Origin of the sequence: Caproicibacterium amylolyticum, assembly GCF_014467055.1 — a bacterium.
In the GTDB taxonomy this organism is placed as follows: domain Bacteria; phylum Bacillota; class Clostridia; order Oscillospirales; family Acutalibacteraceae; genus Caproicibacterium; species Caproicibacterium amylolyticum.
The window spans coordinates 1,473,929-1,491,346 of record NZ_CP060696.1; the positions used below are offsets into that span (position 1 = coordinate 1,473,929).

General features: G+C 47.0%; 19 protein-coding genes. 1 reads left to right on the plus strand and 18 read right to left on the minus strand.

All coding sequences use genetic code 11. The annotated features are described in order from the left end of the window. Window positions 1-43 precede the first annotated feature (43 nt). From H6X83_RS07065 to H6X83_RS07145, 17 genes are all read right to left on the minus strand, one after another. On the minus strand, window positions 44-811 hold the full coding sequence (locus H6X83_RS07065; protein ID WP_212508412.1) for a type 1 glutamine amidotransferase: 768 nt from the start codon (window positions 809-811) through the stop codon (window positions 44-46). 10 nt (window positions 812-821) lie between these two features. Then, window positions 822-2,138 (minus strand): MurT ligase domain-containing protein, encoded by a 1,317-nt coding sequence (locus tag H6X83_RS07070; protein WP_212508413.1) that lies wholly within the window; start codon window positions 2,136-2,138, stop codon window positions 822-824. A gap of 58 nt (window positions 2,139-2,196) precedes the next feature. Then, entirely contained in the window at window positions 2,197-3,165 is a 969-nt protein-coding gene (locus H6X83_RS07075; protein ID WP_212508414.1) for a class B sortase, read from the minus strand. A 97-nt stretch (window positions 3,166-3,262) separates the two neighbouring features. After that, window positions 3,263-4,087 carry a DegV family protein gene (locus H6X83_RS07080; RefSeq protein ID WP_212508415.1) on the minus strand — a complete coding sequence of 275 codons (825 nt, stop codon included), beginning with the start codon at window positions 4,085-4,087 and terminating at the stop codon, window positions 3,263-3,265. Beyond that, the gene (locus H6X83_RS07085; RefSeq protein ID WP_212508416.1) at window positions 4,084-4,860 is read right to left on the minus strand and encodes an acetyl-CoA carboxylase carboxyltransferase subunit alpha; all 777 of its coding nucleotides are present in this window, start codon (window positions 4,858-4,860) and stop codon (window positions 4,084-4,086) included. The genes H6X83_RS07080 and H6X83_RS07085 overlap by 4 nt, the downstream gene beginning before the upstream one ends. A 3-nt stretch (window positions 4,861-4,863) precedes the next feature. Continuing rightward, window positions 4,864-5,739, minus strand: a complete 876-nt coding sequence (gene accD, locus H6X83_RS07090) for an acetyl-CoA carboxylase, carboxyltransferase subunit beta (protein WP_212508417.1) — start codon at window positions 5,737-5,739, stop codon at window positions 4,864-4,866. Beyond that, window positions 5,733-7,076, minus strand: a complete 1,344-nt coding sequence (accC, locus tag H6X83_RS07095; protein ID WP_212508418.1) for an acetyl-CoA carboxylase biotin carboxylase subunit — start codon at window positions 7,074-7,076, stop codon at window positions 5,733-5,735. The genes accD and accC overlap by 7 nt, the downstream gene beginning before the upstream one ends. 25 nt (window positions 7,077-7,101) lie before the next feature. Next, window positions 7,102-7,515, minus strand: a complete 414-nt coding sequence (locus H6X83_RS07100) for a 3-hydroxyacyl-ACP dehydratase FabZ family protein (RefSeq protein ID WP_212508419.1) — start codon at window positions 7,513-7,515, stop codon at window positions 7,102-7,104. Window positions 7,516-7,607: 92 nt separating this feature from the next. Then, a complete protein-coding gene (accB, locus tag H6X83_RS07105; RefSeq protein WP_212508420.1) occupies window positions 7,608-8,057 on the minus strand; it encodes an acetyl-CoA carboxylase biotin carboxyl carrier protein in 450 nt (149 codons plus the stop codon). A gap of 3 nt (window positions 8,058-8,060) precedes the next feature. Then, window positions 8,061-9,293, minus strand: a complete 1,233-nt coding sequence (fabF, locus tag H6X83_RS07110; RefSeq protein ID WP_212508421.1) for a beta-ketoacyl-ACP synthase II — start codon at window positions 9,291-9,293, stop codon at window positions 8,061-8,063. Window positions 9,294-9,311: 18 nt separating this feature from the next. Then, window positions 9,312-10,055: a 3-oxoacyl-[acyl-carrier-protein] reductase gene (gene fabG, locus H6X83_RS07115; protein ID WP_212508422.1), complete on the minus strand. Its 744-nt coding sequence runs from the start codon at window positions 10,053-10,055 to the stop codon at window positions 9,312-9,314. An 86-nt stretch (window positions 10,056-10,141) separates the two neighbouring features. Next, window positions 10,142-11,059 (minus strand): ACP S-malonyltransferase, encoded by a 918-nt coding sequence (locus H6X83_RS07120; protein WP_212508423.1) that lies wholly within the window; start codon window positions 11,057-11,059, stop codon window positions 10,142-10,144. After that, window positions 11,047-11,994, minus strand: coding sequence for an enoyl-[acyl-carrier-protein] reductase FabK (gene fabK / locus H6X83_RS07125; RefSeq protein WP_212508424.1), 948 nt, complete (start codon window positions 11,992-11,994; stop codon window positions 11,047-11,049). Before fabK ends, H6X83_RS07120 begins: the two co-directional genes overlap by 13 nt. 2 nt (window positions 11,995-11,996) lie before the next feature. Further along, complete coding sequence (locus tag H6X83_RS07130; protein WP_212508425.1) at window positions 11,997-12,233, minus strand: acyl carrier protein; 237 nt, start codon at window positions 12,231-12,233, stop codon at window positions 11,997-11,999. Window positions 12,234-12,271: 38 nt separating this feature from the next. Beyond that, window positions 12,272-13,231, minus strand: coding sequence for a beta-ketoacyl-ACP synthase III (locus tag H6X83_RS07135; protein WP_212508426.1), 960 nt, complete (start codon window positions 13,229-13,231; stop codon window positions 12,272-12,274). Next, window positions 13,228-13,638, minus strand: coding sequence for a MarR family winged helix-turn-helix transcriptional regulator (locus tag H6X83_RS07140; RefSeq protein ID WP_212508427.1), 411 nt, complete (start codon window positions 13,636-13,638; stop codon window positions 13,228-13,230). Before H6X83_RS07140 ends, H6X83_RS07135 begins: the two co-directional genes overlap by 4 nt. 179 nt (window positions 13,639-13,817) lie before the next feature. Continuing rightward, the gene (locus tag H6X83_RS07145; protein WP_212508428.1) at window positions 13,818-15,359 is read right to left on the minus strand and encodes a VanZ family protein; all 1,542 of its coding nucleotides are present in this window, start codon (window positions 15,357-15,359) and stop codon (window positions 13,818-13,820) included. 241 nt (window positions 15,360-15,600) lie between these two features. Here H6X83_RS07145 and H6X83_RS07150 point away from each other — a divergent pair, with 241 nt between their 5' ends. Beyond that, window positions 15,601-16,791 (plus strand): patatin-like phospholipase family protein, encoded by a 1,191-nt coding sequence (locus H6X83_RS07150; RefSeq protein WP_212508429.1) that lies wholly within the window; start codon window positions 15,601-15,603, stop codon window positions 16,789-16,791. 48 nt (window positions 16,792-16,839) lie between these two features. On the opposite strand, the gene dhaS is transcribed toward H6X83_RS07150, so the two are convergent. Beyond that, a complete protein-coding gene (gene dhaS, locus H6X83_RS07155) occupies window positions 16,840-17,400 on the minus strand; it encodes a dihydroxyacetone kinase transcriptional activator DhaS (protein WP_212508430.1) in 561 nt (186 codons plus the stop codon). Between the last annotated feature and the right edge of the window lie 18 nt (window positions 17,401-17,418).

Genomic DNA, 17,418 nt, shown 5'->3' on the forward strand with positions numbered 1-17,418 from the left:
AACAGCCTGCCTATAAAAACATAGGCAGGCCGTTTTTATTCAATCAGCTTCTTCCGCGTGCGCTGACCTGTACTTTGTTAACAACATTCGCTTTCAGCCGTTCCTGCATTACAAGATTGGCATTATTTTCAATGGTATCATCCAAATCCGGGAAATCAAATTCACTGCCGTAACGGCGGGCAAGTGCGGTTTTTAAAAGGTAATCACACACCTGCGGATTTTTGGGCAGTAATGGGCCGTGCAGATAAGTACCGATTACGTTTTTATAGTGAACACCTTCGTATCCATCTGTTCCATTATTGCCGTATCCACCAGCGGAAGTAACTTTCCCAAGTGGCTCGCAATCGCCGAGGTAAGTTCGGCCGCCATGATTTTCATAGCCGACAATCGGCATTTTGCAAATATCACTTTCAATCATGACGTTGCCAATTAGTCGACCCTCCCCACGCTCTGTTTTCAGGTCAATAACGCCAACGCCTTCAACCAGTTCATCGCCCAGCAGATAATTGTGTCCTAACAGTTGGTAACCGCCGCAGACCGCCAGCAGTACACCTCCGGCTTCCACATAATCGTGAAGCTGCTGTTTCACCGCCAAAAGTTCACTGCATACGATTTTTTGTTCACGGTCGGTTCCCCCGCCCACAAAAATAATATCCGTGTTTCCAAAGTCAACGGAATCACCGGCATGGATTTGGTCAACCTTTACGAAAATACCGCGCCAATCACAGCGTTTCTGTATGCAGATAATGTTCCCGCCATCTCCATACAGATTCAGCAGTTCGGGGAAAAGGTGTGCAATACGAATTTCCATTGTGATTTTATCACTCCTGCCTGCTTAGCGTGCGCAATTCCCGCTGAGCAGGAACAAGCGCCGAATAATTTGTCAGTACATATAATTTGTGCTCTGTCGGCAGTTCGCGAGTCCTTTTTGCCGCATCTGCAACGCTTTCTACCAACTGTGCATCAATGCCTGCATACTTCAGCCTAACCTGCAGGTCATTCATACGCCGCCCCCCTGCATAGACAACCATATTTTGTTCTTCGGACAGACGCTCAAAGTCAACATCCCACAACCACGAAATATCATTGCCGTCATTGTCATTGTCATTGATAATAAAGTAAACCGCTTTTGCACCTTTATCTTGCAGCAGTAATGCCATATTTTGATTAAATCCAGTCGGATTCTTTGCAAGATTGAGAACAATCGGGTGGCCCTGTACATCAAATTCCTGCAGGCGCCCATTCTTTGGCTGATACTGGTCAATCGTTTTTTGAAAAACATCTGTACTGCAGCCAAGTGACCATGCCGCAGAAAATGCTGCAAGAAGGTTGTACACCATATAAACGCCGTTGTAGCATGTGTGAATCCGTGTTTCACCTACTGAAAATGAAATGCCATCTGTAAATGTAATGTGCATTGCTGCAAAGTCAAGCGGTGCCCGCCCAAAATCACACTTCGGACAATGAAAAGCACCAAGCTGACCATACTGATGATAATCATATTCCATAAGTGTGCCGCATTTCAGGCAGAAACGGCCGCCCGTTACACGATCCTGCGGAAGATGTAAATCTTCTCCGATGCCAAATGTTATTGTGCGTTTGACGTGAGAAGCGATGAATGAACAAAACGGGTCATCTGCATTATAAATCAACGTGGTTTCAGGTGATTGTTCAAGCGCAGAAATAATAGCCTGCATAACAGTATCAATTTCACCGCAGCGGTCAAGCTGATCTCGAAAAATATTCAGCAACACCATATATTTAGGTTTTAAAAACGGTACAATCTTTGGTGTGGAAAGCTCATCTACCTCCAGCACACCCCAGTCAGCTTTTTTTCCGGGCAGTAAAGCAGTAACAACGCCAGAATCCATGTTTGCTCCGGCGTAATTGCACAGAACTGTGTTTCCACTATCCTCTACAATCTGACAAATTACATTATTGGTCGTAGTTTTACCGTTTGTTCCGCAAACAACGATAGAACCTTTTTTTAGCTTTGCAGACAGCGCGCTGATAAGATGCGGATCAAGGCGCAGTGCAATTCGGCCGGGCATTGCGCTGGCACCCACATGCAGGATACGCCTTTCCACCCAACTGACTGCACGGGCAACCAATATAGCAAATGAACTTCTTAACCGCATTCTTTGATTCCTCCAACCGCTCAAGCGGTAATCTAAATTTGCAGTGCCGTAAATACCTTTAAGCCGCAGGCCATGGCAATTCCTTCTTCTTTGCAGCTTCCGTATAAGTCGCAGGCCAGTTTGGTTTTGTTTCCCCATGGGAAACATACCAGCAGTCCGGGTATAGCGGTTTTGTTGATTGAGTGATTGCAGAGGAATCCACTGTATTGGATTCCTCTGTACGCACCCGCCTGGCTGCCAATACCGAACGAAAGTCACTAAATTCGTAGGAACAGGTAGAAAACAACAGCAATTGATCCCCTGCCCGCACATCAACTGGAAAGCGGTAAATTGAACGAATGGCCAGATCATAGCCAAACTGCAGAAAATCACTGTTGGTTTGCAGCTTTGGTGCAGTGTAGTTAAAAGGCTTCCCCTGTGATGATTGGGTGTTTGTTTTTAAGTATGCAAATATTTTATATGCCTGCGCCCCACTGCCTGTGTCAAAATATACGAGAGGCTGTTGTTTAAGCTGGTCAAGTGTTAATTCCGCAATACAGTGAAACATCTGGCCGTCTTTCATGTTGTGACCATAGAGCAAAAGACTTTTTGCAGTTACAGGGCTGGTACCTTTTGGAAGAAAAATACTGCCATGATTGGAGTCTTCTTTTAAATAATTGTGATGCAGATAAAAATCAGGCGATTCCGTAGGCTCAGTTACAACTGGATAGTCAATTACAGTTTCTGGATACTGCACCCAGCCGACAATGTCAGAATTAAGTTTTTTTAGATTAGACAGTGTGTTTTTCACTGTAGTCGGGGAAACTGAGGATACCGGACCTGTGGCAGATGCACTTTCCGATAAATAGGAAGCAGTTAGCTGTTGGTGATAAATTTTCTGCACATTCTGCATAGCAGAAGTATTCTGATTCGGGTAAATGACCATTTGTTGAATCAAGTATACCGCAGAAATGGCCGCGACTGCTGCGAAAATTAAAATCAGAATATCCAGCAAAATGTGTTTCTTTTTCATCCGCTGGTGCGGCACCAAACATTCCTCCAATCAAAAACAGCAGGAGATGCCTTAGCATCTGCTGCTGTTCGCATTAGTAGAATTATAACAGTTTTTTGCGCATTTGTAAACCTTAATCTAAACACCAAGATACCGCAAGGGCCTGCGCGCCAATGTGAATACTGAGCACTGGACCAAGCTCACGATGCAGAATTTCTATCTGTGGAAATTGCCGCTGAAGCATTCTTGACAAACTTCCTTCTATCGGAGCATTGCCAAACCCCTGCACCATGATTCTTTTTGCATCTTTTGGCACAAGAGCCGCCAGCATTCGAACCCGTTCCCCACGTCCGTGTGCAAGATTTTTGCAAACAATGCCGCCGTCCTCCAGCAAAAAAACTGGGCGGCGATTCAAAATCGTATTCACTGATTGATTCATCAGGCCCAACCGACGACTGCGGCGCAAAGCCCCCATTTCTTCTACAGAAAATGCAACGTTTGTAACTTTGTCAAGCTGTTTGCACTGATCTGTCAGTTCATTTAAGGACAATCCGGAATCTGCAAGTTCTCTTGCTCGTATGATTTGATAGTACAAAGCCCCCGCAGTTGCATGAGAATCTACCACTGCAATTTTTGAACTGCCAATTTCCCTAGCTGCTGTGACCGCACTAGTCCACGCACCGCTCAGTCTGGACGAAATCACCAAGCAGAGAACATCATAGCCCTGCGCCAGCAGCTGCCGAAAAGCAGTTGCAAAAGCTGCTGCGGTACTTTGTCCGGTTGCTGCATTTGTTCCGGCAGCCAAAAGCCGCTTTGTATAACTTTCATTCTTATCTGTGTAATTTTCAAGGTAAGCGATTCCATTTGTCATATAGCTGTGCGGCACTACACAAATGCCATACAGTTTCGCCTCTTTTTGCGTAATGGGCGCTGTACTGTCTGTTACAATTGCAATCATTCGCCGTACACCCCCATCTTGCGAAAACGCTGGTAACGTGCTTCACACAGTTCAGTACAAGGCAACTCCTTTAACTGTGTGAATTTTTTATCCAATTCCATAGGTAAAGTATGCCACAGTGCTTCCAAATCACCTTCTGGCAAAATACGCTCAATAATACCCAGCTGCAGCAAATCTTCCGGCCGCATGTGCAGGCTGTCGCTGGCTTCACGTACTTTACTGGAATCCTTCCAGAGAATACTGGCGCACCCTTCAGGACTGATTACAGAATACACTGCATTTTCCAGCATCCACACTTCATTTGCAACAGCAAGCGCAAGTGCACCGCCACTGCCGCCTTCACCGATAAAAACGGAGAGAATTGGCGTTTTCAATGTCATCATTTCTGAAAGATTTTCTGCAATAGCCTCACCCTGCCCACGCTCCTCGGCACCTGTGCCGCAGAAAGCACCGGAAGTATCTACAAAACACAGTACAGGGCGGCCAAATTTTTCTGCCAGTTCCATCTGCCGAAGCGCTTTTCGATAGCCTTCCGGGTGTGCACTGCCAAAATTGCGGGTGGTACGTTCTTTCATGGTGTGCCCTTTTTCCTGAGCAATCACTGTAACCGGCTTACCACACAATCGGCCGACTCCAGCAACAATGGCCGGATCATCCGCAAAGCGGCGGTCGCCATGCATTTCAAAGAAATCAGTAACAACATGTTCAATAAAATCCAAGCCGGTCGGCCTGCCTGATTTGCGGGCAAGCTGAAGTTTTTTATATGCTTCCATCAGTCAGCCCTCCTGTTCATGCAGTTTCAGCAGCTGCGACAAAACTACCCGCATATCCGTGCGGGGAATGACGGCGTCCAAAAAGCCTTTTTCCAAAAGAAATTCAGCACTCTGAAAACCTTTCGGCAGTTTCTGTCGCATTGTCTGTTCAATTACACGCGGCCCGGCAAAAGCAATCAGCGCAGCCGGTTCGGAAAGCAAAATATCACCTTCCATTGCAAAGCTGGCAGTTACCCCGCCGGTCGTCGGATTTGTCAACACGGTAATGTACAGCAGTCCCGCATCGCTGTGACGCTTGACGGCACCGCTGGTTTTAGCCATTTGCATGAGGGAAATAGTACCTTCCTGCATCCGTGCTCCTCCGGAAAGGGTAAAACCGATTACGGGAAGATGCTGCTCAGTTGCCCGCTCGAAAACGCGAGTAATCTTTTCACCAACCACACTGCCCATGCTGCCCATCATGAAACGACTATCCATGGCAAATAATGCGCATGGAGAATTTTCAATTTTCCCACAGCCGGAAACGACCGCTTCATTTTCGCGGCTGTTCAAACGACTGCTTTTCAGTTTTACGGCATAACCGGGAAAATTCAAAAAGTCTTTGCTGAAAAGCGAAGCATCCCATTCAGTAAAGGAATCGTCGTCACAAAGAGTAAACAGGCGGCGCCGGGCCGGTATTTTGAAATGGTAGCCACAGTCCGGGCAAACGCTGGAATTTTTCTTCACATCATCTGTAAAAATCATTTTGCCGCAGCCGGGGCATTTTACGCAAAGCTGATCCGGTATCTGCGGCTGCTCAGAAACGCCGCTGCCTGCAGTGGCAACGTCGATATTTTCCAACTGGTTGCGGCTTGGCTTAAAGTTTGCCCTTTTCAGCACAGCTTTTCCCTCTTTTCCATAAAGTCCGTGTGGTAGCTTCCGTCAAGGAAACTAGGGTCAGACAAAATATCCATTTGGAGTTCTGCTGTATGGTTAACTCCATCAATCACCAGCTCCGCAAGGGCAGCCTGCATTTTTCGCACAGCCTCCTCACGTGTTGGTGCATGTACAATCAGTTTGCCAAGCAGGGAATCATAAAATGGCGGAACAGAATATTCCTGATAGAGTGCAGTGTCAAAGCGAACCCACGGGCCGCCAGGAATGTGCAGCAAGCTGATTTTTCCGCAACTGGGTGCAAAACCATTGTCAGGGTCCTCAGCATTAATGCGGCATTCAATTGCGTGGCCGGAAAGTGAAATATCTTTTTGTTCAAATGGTAGTTTTGTTCCGGCAGCAGCACGAATTTGCCATTTTACCAGATCCAAACCTGTAACCATTTCCGTTACTGGATGTTCCACCTGCAAGCGGGTGTTCATTTCCATAAAATAGAAATTGTGATGATTGTCCATCAGGAATTCAATGGTTCCAAGGCTGCGGTAATGCACTGCATTTGCAGCACGCTGCGCGGCCTCTATCATTTTTGTACGAAGTTCCTGCGTTACACACACTGCTGGACTTTCCTCCAACAGCTTTTGATGTTTGCGTTGAACAGAACATTCCCGCTCACCTAGGCAAAGAACATTATCGTAATTGTCGCACAGAATCTGCATTTCAATGTGTTTTACTGGGTCAAGATATTTTTCAAGATAACAGGCACCATCCCCGAAAGCACTTGCAGCCTCTTGAGAAGATGCTTGGAACGCAGGAATTAATTCTTCTTCACTGCTAACAAGGCGGATGCCGCGCCCGCCGCCGCCAGCACGCGCTTTTACTAAAAGTGGAAAACCAATTTCTTTGGCGGCAGTTAAAGCCGCTTTTTCATCCGGAATCAAGTCGCTGCCGGGGACCACTGGCACACCTGCTGCACGCATGGTGCGCTTTGCTTCGTCTTTGTCGCCAAGCTTGGAAATCAATTCTGCATTTGGCCCAATGAAATGTATGTGGCATTCCTCACACAGATGTGCAAATCGTGCATTTTCGCTTAGCAGACCGTAACCGGGGTGAATTGCCTGCGCTCCAGTTTTTACAGCTGCGGACAAAATTGCCGGCATATTCAGGTAGCTGTCCTGTACCCGCGCAGGCCCAATGCAGACACTTTCATCCGCTAAACTCACATGCAGGGCTTCCCGGTCAGCTTCACTGAAAACAGCCACGGTTGCAATGCCCATTTCCTTGCACGCACGAATAATCCGCACTGCAATTTCGCCGCGGTTTGCAATCAGGATTTTTGAAAACAAAATTGCTCCACCTCTTTTTTGGATTTCAGCCAACTACCGCGAAGCTGAGGTCGCCCACAACTGCTGTTTTTCCGTTTACCGCACCTTTACACTTTGTAAAGTAAAAATCTTTAAAGACGCGAGAAATCTGGCAGGTGATATTTAGAATATCACCCGGCTTAACAGTGTGATGAAATTTCACCTTATCAATACCGGTGAAATATGGCGTTTTACCTTTTAACTGTTCAGCTATCATCACACAGCAGGCCTGCCCCATCATTTCGCAGAGAATAACGCCTGGAACCGTTGGATTTCCGGGGAAATGCCCTTTGAGGAACCACTCATCACCCCGCACAGTATAACTGCCCTGCGCAGAACCGTCTGGCAGTAGGCTGGCTTCATCAATCAGCAACATGGGTTCTCTGTGCGGAAGAATTTTCTTCAATTCTTCTTTATTCAAATTAATCATTCCCCTTTTCGCATTTTCATCGAAGCAAGTCACTTGCTTTACATGCATTTAGACATATAAAAAATTGTAAAGCAAAATACTTGTCAAAATATTTTAAACAGGCATTGACCATATTCGACTAGCTGACCATCTTCTACGCAAATGTCAACAATCTCCCCGGACTGCGGAGCTGTGAATTCATTCATCAGTTTCATTGCTTCAATGACGCAGAGGACCTGCCCTTTTTTGACCTTATCCCCTACCTGTACAAATGGGTCTGCCCCGGGAGAAGGAGCAACGTAAACAGTGCCAACCATTGGGGATTTTACTTCTGTTACGTCATTAAAATTTACCACACCACTGCTTTCCGGAGCAGCTGATACCGCTGAAACCGGTGCTGCCGCTGGAATGGATGCAGCAACAGATGCAATGGGCGCCGGAGCCACAGCTTCTTTTTTTAGGCAGATTCGCTGCCCATCCTGCTCAACCTCTATCGAGGTTAGGCCCTTTTCTTCTAGAAGCTGTGCCAGCTCTTTTACAGCCTGCAAATCCATGCTTTATGCCTCCTCTGCTTTTCCAAAAACAATGCAGCCGTTGTGGCCGCCAAAGCCCATATTGGTGGAGACAGCAGTCTGGATTTCTATGTGTGCAGCCTTATCAGGTGTATAGTCAAGGTCACACTCCGGGTCTGCTTTTGTCAGCCCGATTGTAGGCGGGACAATGCCGGTATTCAATGCTTTCAGACAGATGATTGCTTCTACAGCACCGGTGGCTCCCAGCAAGTGGCCCATCATACTTTTCGTACTGCTGATTTTAATCTGATGTGCTGTTTCCTCGCCAAACGCCTGCTTAAAAGCCAACGTTTCGATTTTGTCATTGAGCAGCGTGCTGGTTCCGTGTGCATTGATATAAGTGTTTTTGCCGATTTGAACGTCCGCTTCCTGCACAGCCAGACGAATGCAACGGGTAATTCCCTCTGCATCGGGTGAAGGCGCAGTAATATGGTAAGCGTCACTGGTGTTCGCATATCCAAGCACTTCACCGTAAATTTTTGCGCCGCGTGCCTTTGCGTGCTCGTATTCTTCCAGAATCACAACACCGGCACCCTCGCCCAAAACAAAGCCGTCACGGTTTTTATCAAATGGGCGGCAAGCCGTCTGCGGGTCTGGATTTGTGCTGAGTGCTTTAATGCTGGAAAAGCCAGAAACTGTCAAAGTATTAACAGCTGCCTCACTGCCGCCAGCGATAATCGCATCTGCATAACCACCGCGAATGCAATGAAACGCTTCGCCAATGGTGTGCGTACTGGTAGTGCATGCTGTTACAATCGGCACACAGGGGCCTTTTGCATTAAATCGAATGGAGATCACACCTGCTGCCATATTGACGATCATGCTTGGAATCATGTAAGGCGATACGTGTTTATCCTGCAAAAGTTTTTCGTAGTTATCAAGTGTTGTGGAAATACCGCCGATACCACTACCCATATAGATGCCAAAACGCTCCGGCTCAATTTTCTCCTGAATTCCGCTGTCACGGACTGCCTGCTCAGATGCGGCAACCGCATACAGGGTGAACAGGTCATTTTTACGAAGGTCACTTTTTTCAAAATACTGCAGCGGGTCAAAGTCCTTTACCTCTCCTGCAATATGAACTCTCATTTTAGAGGAATCGAACCGAGTGATTTCGCCGATTCCGTTTTTGCCGTGAATCAGGCTTTCCCACATTTCTTCAACGTGGTTGCCTACAGGGGTCACAGCACCCATGCCTGTAACAACTACTCTGCGCATAAAAATTTCCTTCCTTCCTTACATACCCAGTCCGCCGTCTACACGAAGCACTTCACCAGTAATGTACGCTGCACTGTCGCTGGCCAGAAAAGCAATCGCCTGCGCCACATCCTCAGGCAGACCGGGTCTGCCTAGCGGAATAGTAGCGATAGCTACGTCACGCGCTTTTTCCGGCATCGCATTGGTCATATCGGATTGGATAAAGCCTGGAGCTACTGCGTTGCAGGTCACATTGCGACCGGCAAGTTCTTTTGCTATACTTTTTGTTAAACCGATAACACCTGCTTTGGCAGCAGCGTAGCTGGTCTGACCGGCGTTTCCATGCAGCCCGACAACCGAAGAAACATTAATGATGCGGCCTGCACGTTTTTTCATAAAATTCCGGTACAAAGCCTGAATCATATGAAAAGCGCCTTTCAGACTGACACTAAGCACACGCTCCAGATCCTCCTCTTTTGCAGACAACAGCAAACCATCATGTGTGACCCCAGCGTTATTTACCAGAACGTCGACACCGCCAAAGTCATTCAGCACCTGCTGCACAGTTGTTTTGACTGCTTCCGAGTCTGCCACGTTGCATTGATAGGCTTTCGCTTCAGCACCCAATGCTTGTAGCTGTTGAAGTGTTTCCTCGGCGGCCTGTGTATTCCCTGCAAAAACAATGGCAACGTTCATTCCGCCTTTTGCAAGTGCCAGCGCTGCAGCCCGTCCGATGCCGCGGCTGCCGCCGGTGACCAGTGCAGTTTTCTTTTCAATACTCATTTTTTTGTTTCCTTTCTGTAGTACGCGGTCCGCATGTATAAGAGACCATTAGGCAAATCAGGCAAATTTTGCAATAACTAATTGTATCAGCCTTTTAAAGAATCTGCAACTGTTTTTACATCTTCGAAGGTATCTGCACGTAGAATTACTGCCTGCGGTACAATGCGTTTAACAAGGCCGGAAAGGGTTTTGCCGGGACCTACTTCGACAAATGTATCAAACCCGTCAGCCGTCATTTGCTCAATGGTTTGCTGCCAGCGAACAGGATTTTCAATCTGCCGCGCAAGCAGAACCGTAAAGGAACTTTCATAAGGCTTTGCCGAATAATTTGCATATACCGGGAATGCCGGCAGTTTCATTCCGAATTGTTCCAGCAGGATTTCAAAAGCAGCAGAGGCTTTTCTCATCAATGGTGAGTGGAATCCGCCGCCGACAGCCAGCATTTTAGCACGTCCGCCCGCTTCTGCAACAGCAGTACAGAAAGGCTCCATTTCTGACCGCACACCTGCTGCTACCAGCTGACCTGGGCAGTTGTAATTCACCGCATATACCTGAGGAAATTCCGAACAGATTTTTTCGACCTGTTCATTGGAAAGTTTCAAAACCGCAGCCATCGCCCCGGGATTTTCTTCATTTGCCTTCTGCATCAGGTTTCCACGCTCTGTTACCAATGAGAAACCTGCCGCATCATCGGCAAATGCTTCTGCAAAAGTCAGCGCAGCCACTTCACCTAAAGAGAATCCTGCTGCACCCTTTGCGTGAACACCTGCTTCTTCCAGTGCACGTGCGGCAGCAAGATCAACACAGAACACGCATGGCTGCGTGTTGGAAGTTTTCGTTAGTTCTTCTTTTGTACCCGCAAAGCATTGCTGCAAAGTACCAGGACGTTCTGCTTCAGCTGTGTCAAAGACAGCTTTGGCGGCTGGACTGTTTTCATATAGGGATTTTCCCATGCCGGGATACTGTGCTCCTTGCCCTGCAAATAAAAAAGCTATCTTGCCCATTTGGCTGCTCCTTTCAGCAGTTCTTCCGCCTGCATGCAGACCTCACTGATGATTTCTGCAGCTGGCTGCTCTTTTTTGACCAAACCGGCAATCTGCCCTGCTAAGAAACATCCATTGATTTCGTCGCCTTCAACTGCGGCACGACGCAAAGCACCGACACCACGCTTTTCCAGCTCTTCAACGGTGCTTTCCGGGTTCATTTCTTCTTTTGCAAAGTCACGGCTGAAACGGTTTTTCAGGCTGCGAGTTGCATCTCCCTGCCGGCGGCCTGTAACAATCGTATCGATGTCTTTTGCTTTCAGCACACGTTTTTTATAATTTTCGTGTACGTTGCATTCACTTGCAACCAGAAAGCGAGTACCCATTTGCACGCCGCAGGCTCCTAGCATCAGCGCAGCCGCCATACCGCGGCCATCCGCAATGCCGCCAGCGGCAATGACCGGAATAGAAACCGCGTCACAGACCTGCGGTACCAAAGTCATTGTGGTGGACTCACCAATGTGGCCGCCACTTTCACTGCCTTCCGCAACAACAGCTGCAGCACCACTGCGCTCCATCATGCGGGCAAGGCCAACACTTGCAACGACCGGAATTACCTGAATTCCGACTGCTTTCCATGCTGCTATGAATTTTCCCGGATTGCCGGCACCGGTTGTCAGGATCTTCACGCCTTCTTCAACAACAACCTTAGCGACTTCTTCTGCAAAAGGACTCATCAGCATGATATTGACACCAAACGGTTTGTCCGTCAGCTCTTTTGCTTTGCGAATCTGACCGCGAAGCCACTCGCCGTTTGCATTCATGGCAGAAATAATGCCTAGGCCGCCGCCATTACTGACCGCTGCGGCCAATTCTGCATCTGCTATCCATGCCATTCCGCCCTGAAATACAGGGTACTGAATTCCCAACACATCACAAATTTGTGACTGAAGCATTTTTACGCCTCCGTTTTCTCAATCAGGTTCAGCAGATCCTGAACAGTTTTCAGTTCAGCATCCTCTGGAATCTGCACACCAAACTCATCTTCACACGCCATCATCAAATCGACAACGTCCAGAGAATCGAAATCCAGTTCTTCAAAAGTCGTTTCTGGTTTCAGTTCGCCCGGCTTCAGGTCATCTTTGTAGTCATGAAAAATTTTCTCGAGTTTTTCCAGTGTTTCTGTATGATTCATTGTTGTAATCCCCTTAAATTCTTGTTGATTAAAAATTTTCAGTCAAGTTCCCATTGAAGGACGGCTGTACCGCTGGTCAGTCCCGCACCAAATGCACACAGCATCAATGTTTCGCCGCGGTGTAAATGTCCTTTGCTTACTTCTGAATCCAGCAGAATCGGCACGCTGGCAGCCGACGTATTAGCTGTCTGTGCAATGGTTGTCGGTATTTTTTCTGGCGGCAAATTCAGCTTTTTCGCTGCAGCATCCAGAATTCGCTGATTTGCTTGATGCAGTATGAAGTGGTCCACTTTTTCCAGCGGAATTCCGGTTGCTTCACTTGCCTTTTGCAGTTCTTCACAAATCGTGTGAACCGCAAAGCGATACACTTCCTTGCCGTCCATCCGCAGTCCCGGTGTCAGAGATTCAAGCTGACAGTACGGAGATTCTCCTGCAGGACCAGGTACATGAATTGCCAAGGAACCCTCTGCAGTCAGATGAATATACTGCAAAGCATTCCCCTCACCCAGAACAGCGGCCCCGGCCCCGTCACCAAACAGCACACAAGTGGAACGGTCATGCCAATTGAGTAAACGGCTGATGCCTTCAACTGCCGCTACAAGGATTTTTTTTGCTTTCTTTCTGACAAACCAGCCGTCGGCAGCATCCAGGCCATACATGAAACCGCTGCAAGCTGCATTAATGTCAAAAGCAGGGCAGGAAGCCCCTAACTCTTTCTGTACCATACAGGCCGTGCTTGGAGAAATCCAGTCGCCAACAGCCGTTGGGCAAATGATACAGTCCAGCTCTTCCGGACGTGTGCCAGACATCTCCAGTGCTTTTCGAGCAGCATGCACAGTCAGTTCTGTTACCGTTTCAGTTGTGAGAACATGACGTTTGCGTATGCCTGTGCGGGAACTGATCCATTCATCACTCGTATCCAGAAATTCGGTTAAATCATCATTGGTCACAGTACGCGCCGGCAGAGCACTGCCTGTACCCAGTATTGTAAAACTCAAGGCTTTCCCTCTTCCCGATGCAGTTTATCTGCAAAAAATTGATTCAGTTTGCGAACACCTTTCAACATTGCTTCCTGTTCTTCCGCATTCAGCGCGCGGCTGACTGAACGAACCATTCGCGTGTGAAAGTAGCGGTGCGCAGTCGTAGCTTTCTTCCCAAGCCGGGTCAGGGTAACATGCACCACCCTGCCGTCTTGTGGAGATTTTTGCTTTTCCACGTATCCTTTGTGCGCCAGTTTGTTAACGGCAGCTGTCACACTGGGAAGGCTGACACGCTGATTTGCTGACAGCGTGCTGATGGTACATGCCAAACCAATTTCTTCAACTGCCTGCAACAGATGCATTTCCGAAATGGAAAGGTTTAGGCCCTGGCTGCTTTTCAACATATCTTCTTCAATTTCTTCCACTGAACGGTAGGCCAGCGTTAACAAATCATTCAGTTCTGTTTCCAGCGGTGTAATATGGGTTCCCTCCTTCCGGAAAACAACAAAATTAAATTAATTAGTTTACCTAATTAATTATTATACAGAAAAAGTGCCACCCTGTCAAGTTGCGCAGGGCAGCAGATAATGATCAATCATTTATGTCACGGCACCACAGATACTGCTTGAGAAGGAACAGCACTCTGCTGAGATGCAACTGAAGAAACTGAAGTTTGCGCAGAAACAGCCGAAGATGAAACAGCTGAAGAAACGGGCGGCAATGATGGCGTAGCAGAAGGAGCACTCGGAATACTTGCCATTGCTGTGGACAGCATTACAAACTGCTGTGTCTGTGCTTTACTGCCATCCAGTGTAACAGAAAGCAACCCCGTACCGTTCGGTGAAAACTGCCCGCTTATTTGCGTTTTACTGCTCAGAAGTGAAATTTCGCCTGTTTCTGAAATAGAACCGGAAATCTGCCTGCTGTCTGTACTCCCCGCAGGGATGTAATAGGCTGTCATGTTTCCGGCACTGCAGGTCTCAATAATTAATGCATTACCGCCTGCATCATTCCATGTGCCAGTCAGTTTCCAAGTATCAACTCCCCAAGAAGTAACAACAGGATTCTCTTCTTTTACAGCGGAGGAAGCAACAGCATCTCCAGACACAGCCGAAGATGCTGGATTGGCCATCGGAAAACGAATCTGCATATGCAGAATTGCCATCGCTTTCGTTACCGTGAACTGTACAATCGCAGAATCTTCCAGTGTCTGCGTGTCCACTTTGATGCCGCTGATCTCCGACTCAGCCACAGCGAATGCTTGAAATCCGCTTTTCTGCACAGCCGCAGCTAAATCTGCGGCTGTATAGGTCTGCACAGTTTTCTGTGGAAGTATTGGTGTGTGTGAGGAGCTTTCTCCTTCCTGCGAAGAAGCTGTATTGGAAAAGAGCTGCTGCCATGGCCAAACACCCCGTTCCTGATGCCACGCAATTGAAAGTCCAGCGGCAACAGCAACCAAACACAGAAAAATAATGAGTATTACAAGAGGTGCCTTGGATTTCTGCTCCGGCACTTCTTCCTCCTCATATGGTTCGTACACATCCGGCTCGCTCAAATCGACTTTTTCGTCGTCCTCCGGCGGAAAAAGGGCTTTGTTATCCACTAGCGGTTCGCCGCATTTGATGCAGCAAATCACATCATCGGCATTATCATACCCACAGTTTGGGCATATCATAGATGCACCTCCCCTTCTGTTATGAAAATGATGAAAAATATGTAGCAGCAACAGCACAAGCAAGGCACCAGTCAACGCTCCAAACGTATCCAGCAAAACATCCTGCAGGGCCGGAGAACGCTGGGCGGTAAATGACTGGTGAAATTCGTCACTGGCGGCATACAGTGCACAAAAAGCGACCGTTACCGGAAGCCATGCAGCAGCAGACCAGTGAAAGCCGGAAGTCCATCCGGAAGCAAAGACTGCCAGCAGCAGATAAATCAAAAAATGAGCTGCTTTGCGCACAAAATGATTTGCCTGCACGTCTGTCAGTGGTAAATGCAGATTTTGCCGCAGCCAATCCGCAATCGGCATACTCATACCATCGCTGGAAGTGCCGTTTTGTGCAGAAAAGAAAAATATAGTAAGCATGCAACACACAGCCAGTAAAAAGCAAATCCACTGGCGAACGCGAAGTCCCGTATTTTTCATCTGCAGCCACCGCCTTTTGTGCAGTCAGCAGTACAGAAGTTTGGATGGAAAAACATCCAGTACACCTACCCCATTTTAAAATCGACAGGAATGGTCATAGTATACCACATTTTTCCCACACTGCAAAGCTTTGTTCACCGTAGCCTTACCAACAGCTTGTCAATACAGGCACTAAGGTTTATAATAGCATATAGATTATGGATTATTTTGTAATATTTTGGGTGATTCGAGGCGATAATTCTTGAAAATTGGAATTGTGCTGGAAGGCGGCGGAATGCGCGGTATTTTCTCTGCAGGGGTTTTACAGGCGTTCCTGCAAGAACATTTTATGGCAGACGAAGTTGTGGGTGTTTCGGCTGGTGCTTCTATTGGCATTTCTTATGTTTCCAGACAAAGTGACCGTGGCTTACGAACTACAATTAATTATGCTTCAGATAAAAAATATTTGAGTTTAGAAAACTACATAAAAACAGGTTCTCTGTTCGGCATGGACTTTATTTTCAGTGATATTCCAGAAAAGCTGGATCCATTTGATTATGATGCTTTTCAAAAAAACCCATGCGAATATTATGCAGGTGTAACTGACGTTCACACTGGTGAAACTATATATTTTGGCAAGAAAGACATTGCTCCTCCCTATACCGTCCTGCGGGCTTCCTGCTCTATGCCTGTTTGTGCTCCGATCGTCCACTTTCAGGGGGGCGATTACCTTGACGGCGGGATGCGCGCTCCAATTCCAATGCAAAAGGCACTTGCCGATGGTTGTGACAAATTGATTGTCGTTCTGACCCGAGAACGCGGATACCAAAAAAAGCCGCAGCGCGGCCGTCTTATTTACGCAAATAAATATCACGATTATCCGGCAGTAGTTCATTTGCTTGACACACGCCATAAAATTTATAACTCCGCTTTGCAAACACTGCAGAACATGGAGCATCGTGGGAATGTAATCATTGCAGCACCAGATAAACCGCTGCCTATGGACCGTTTTGGCACGAAAACGAATCAGCTGATGGCTTCCTATAGAATTGGAATTGAAAAAGGTACGGAAGCACTGAAACGGGCAAAGAATCAGTGGGGACTTCCCCTTCCCAATCAATATTTACCCAGTAAACATTCTATTACCGTAAAAATTGACCGCCCACTTGGCAGTGCACATCCCGAACATCCGGATATGATTTATCCGGTCAATTATGGTTATATCCCAGAAAGTTTAGCACCGGATGGCGAAGAACAGGATGTTTATGTACTTGGCGTAAAGGAACCTGTAGACTCCTTTACCGGCGAACTGGTTGCTATTATCCATCGAAAAGACGATATAGAAGATAAATGGGTAGCTGCACCAACTAATTCAAAGTGGACACCGGAACAAATTATGAAGGAAGTTTCATTTACGGAGCAGTATTTTGATGCTTCTGTAGAGATGTTATAAAAAATCAAAAACATCCTGCTGATAATTTCAAAATCAGCAGGATGTTTTTTAAGAATTCTGTTTTCTCTGCTCGTCATCTAAAATACAGCGTGCTGCACACACAACTGCGTTATGAACCAATTTCACAAACTTTTCTGGAGGTAAATTTGACTGGTCGGTCAGCCAACGACAAATTCCAGACTTACAAGCATCCGTAAAAAGCTGTACATAAAAATCCATGTTCGCTTCATCGCTGCTGAAAATTTCTTCAAAATACGGCTGCACAATCGCCCGCATAACATCTGCAAAATATTCCGTAAAGGAATTTTGCCCCGTTACCTGCAGTGCATTTACGTAAAACGACCGATTTGCGTAAAAATAGCTGCAAACATCCAAAAGCAAGTTCCAACCGCTGGTAGGTGCGTGTGCACACAAATGATCAATTAGTTCCGTATAAAAAATCCAGTTAACCAAATCATATTTATCCCGAAAATGATAATAAAAGCTCTGTCGGTTCATGGAACAGCGCGTACAAATATCGCTGATACTGATTTTTGCAAAGGACTTTTCCGCCATAAGTGATTTCATAGCATCTGCAAGAGCCTTTTTGGTGATATTAGAATCCGCCATTCCACTCCCCTCTCTCTG

Coding starts and splice junctions, on each gene's coding strand:
- H6X83_RS07065 (WP_212508412.1), bottom strand. CDS start 811: ATGGAAATTCGTATTGCACACCTTTTCCCCGAACTGCTGAATCTGTAT.
- H6X83_RS07070 (WP_212508413.1), bottom strand. CDS start 2,138: ATGCGGTTAAGAAGTTCATTTGCTATATTGGTTGCCCGTGCAGTCAGT.
- H6X83_RS07080 (WP_212508415.1), bottom strand. CDS start 4,087: ATGATTGCAATTGTAACAGACAGTACAGCGCCCATTACGCAAAAAGAG.
- H6X83_RS07085 (WP_212508416.1), bottom strand. CDS start 4,860: ATGGAAGCATATAAAAAACTTCAGCTTGCCCGCAAATCAGGCAGGCCG.
- accB (WP_212508420.1), bottom strand. CDS start 8,057: ATGGATTTGCAGGCTGTAAAAGAGCTGGCACAGCTTCTAGAAGAAAAG.
- fabF (WP_212508421.1), bottom strand. CDS start 9,293: ATGCGCAGAGTAGTTGTTACAGGCATGGGTGCTGTGACCCCTGTAGGC.
- fabG (WP_212508422.1), bottom strand. CDS start 10,055: ATGAGTATTGAAAAGAAAACTGCACTGGTCACCGGCGGCAGCCGCGGC.
- H6X83_RS07120 (WP_212508423.1), bottom strand. CDS start 11,059: ATGGGCAAGATAGCTTTTTTATTTGCAGGGCAAGGAGCACAGTATCCC.
- fabK (WP_212508424.1), bottom strand. CDS start 11,994: ATGCTTCAGTCACAAATTTGTGATGTGTTGGGAATTCAGTACCCTGTA.
- H6X83_RS07130 (WP_212508425.1), bottom strand. CDS start 12,233: ATGAATCATACAGAAACACTGGAAAAACTCGAGAAAATTTTTCATGAC.
- H6X83_RS07145 (WP_212508428.1), bottom strand. CDS start 15,359: ATGAAAAATACGGGACTTCGCGTTCGCCAGTGGATTTGCTTTTTACTG.
- dhaS (WP_212508430.1), bottom strand. CDS start 17,400: ATGGCGGATTCTAATATCACCAAAAAGGCTCTTGCAGATGCTATGAAA.